1 protein-coding gene is annotated in these 2,257 nt (G+C 75.3%); it reads right to left on the bottom strand.

The window, feature by feature from the left end; translation table 11 throughout:
* Positions 1 to 31: 31 nt before the first annotated feature.
* On the bottom strand, positions 32 to 2,070 hold a 2,039-nt coding region (locus tag AOK15_RS39485), incomplete at its 5' end, for a winged helix-turn-helix domain-containing protein (RefSeq protein ID WP_240508809.1).
* Positions 2,071 to 2,257: the final 187 nt, after the last annotated feature.

Consider the following 2,257-nt stretch of genomic DNA (forward strand, 5'->3'; position numbering starts at 1 on the left):
TAAGAGGCAGCCCCCGTGGGCACCGGGACCGTCACAGCAGCCGGAGTTCGCGGGCGCGGCGTACCGCGTCGTTGCGGCGGTTGACGGCCAGTTTGCGGTAGGCGCTCTTGAGATGGGTCTTCACGGTGTTCACCGACACATACAGATCGGCGGCGATCTCCTCCGTCGACATCATCTCTGCGGCGGGGGCGGCCTGCGGGTGGGCGGTGCCGGGCTGGAGCCAGCCCGCCAGTTCCCGCAGGGGCGGCGCGGCGAGGAACGGCCGGATCCAGGGGCCCGCCTCGTAGAAGGGCCTGCGCAGTTCGTCGCGGCGCGCCTGGTGCAGGGCCCGCGCGAGGAGCCGGCGGGTGGCGGCGGGGTCACCCGCCTGGTGCGCGGCCTGCGCGCGGACCAGGGTGGCGCGGACGGACACCGCGGGGCCGCCGCGCTCCTCCGGGTGCGCCCGGTCGAGCAGGTCGAGCGCCGCGTCGGCCCGGCCGGCCGCCAGTTGGGCGCGGGCGGCGCCCACCGCGCAGGCCGGCTGGTCCTCGGGCAGTGACCGGAGCAGTTCGGCGGCCTCCTGCGGCCGGCCCTCGGCGAGGTGGACGTCGGAGGTGATCAGCGTGGTGCACGCCTCGGCCCAGGGGGAGGCCACCTCGGCGGGGACGGACGCCCGTACGGCTCGCAGCGCCGCCCGGGTCCGGTCGCGGGCCAGCAGCAGACGCGCGGTCGTGAGGGCCTGACCGGCGTCCAGTACCGGGTCGCGCAGCATGGACTCGGAGCCGTCCACGGTCTCCAGGAGGGACTCGGCGGAGGCGAGGTCGTCGCGGTCGACGGCCACGGCGGCCAGGACCAGTCGTCCGACACCGCAACCGGACGGCTGCGGCGGTCCGCACCGCTCCGCCGCGGCCGTCGCCGCGAGCGCGGTGCGCTCCGCCCGGCCGGTCCAGCCGTTCAGGCAGTCGATCAGCGCCAGGCGTCCCAGGCAGTCGGCGCGCAGGAGTTCGGTGACCGCTCCGCCGGAGGCGTCGGCCACCGAGGACAGGGCGGTACGGGCGTCCTCGAAGCGGCCGGCCCACAGCAGGGCCGAGCCAAGATGGGCCACGAGCTGCGCGGTGAGTTCCGGATGCTTCTCCAGCAGGTCGGCGGGGATCCGGGTGCTCAGTCTCTCGGCCGCCGCCACCGCCCGGAGCGCCTTGCCGGGCGAGCCGGTCTGCCGGGCCACGACGGCCTCCAGCAGGGCGCAGCTCAGCCAGGCGGCCGCGAGGTCGGTGGCGTCCTCCGCCGGGCCCTGTGCCACGAGGCTCTCCTCCGCGTGCCGCAGGTGGGCCAGGCCCCGGTCGACGTCGTGCCGGGCCAGTTCGCGGGCCGCGCGGACCAGGTCGGTGGCGGGGCTCTTCGCCTCGGGGCCCATCCGGGAGAACAGGTCGGCCAGTTCGTCGGAGCGCAGTCCGGTGAACAGCTGGCCGATGGCTAGGTCGTCGACGAGGACGCCGGCGGTGAAGTCCCAGACGCCCGCCGCGGCGCCGTGGTCGAGGGTCTCCGTGAGGGAGCCGGACTCGCGCAGCCACTCGGCGGCCCTGCGGTGCAGTTCGGGTTCGAGACCGGGTGCGCGCTCATGGAGGTGGGCGCGGAGTATCTCCCCGAACAGCGGGTGGAGGCGGTACCAGGTGTGGCCGAGGTGCTCCACGAACGCGTTGGCGCGGTGCAGCCCCGCCAGGATCGGCTCGGCGTCGAGGCGCCCGGTCAGCGCGTTCGCCAGGTCGGGGCAGAAACGGTCGAGGACGCTGGTCCTGAGCAGGAGATCCTGCGTCTCGGGGGTCTGCCGCTTGAGCACCTCCGCCAGCAGGTAGTCGGCCATCGGGGTGCGGTCGGCCTCGAACTCCTTGAGGTAGCTCTCCGGGTGCGGGCTCTCGCGTGCCGCGAGGGCGCACAGCCGCAGCCCGGCCGCCCAGCCGCGGGTCCGCTCCACGAGCGCGTCGGCCTCGGCCGGTGGGAGGCGCAGTCCGTGCAGCTTCAGCAGGGTGGCGGCCTCCTCCGGTGTGAAGGCCAGCTCCGCGTCCCTGATCTCGGTGACCTCGCCCGCCACCCNNCCGCGTGGTGCAGGACGAAGTCGAGCTGATCCGGCACCTCGGGGGCGGTGACCCGGTCGAACTCGTCGAGGACCACCGTCACAGGCTGTTCGCGTTCGCTCAGCGCGGTGGCGAGCCGGGTCAGGGTCGCGGGGTCGACTCGGTGGGCGTCCGTGGGCGGGTCGACCTCGGGCAGCCCCGCGCCG

It is taken from the genome of Streptomyces ossamyceticus (genome assembly GCF_001418475.1).
Classification (GTDB): Bacteria; Actinomycetota; Actinomycetes; order Streptomycetales; family Streptomycetaceae; genus Streptomyces; species Streptomyces ossamyceticus.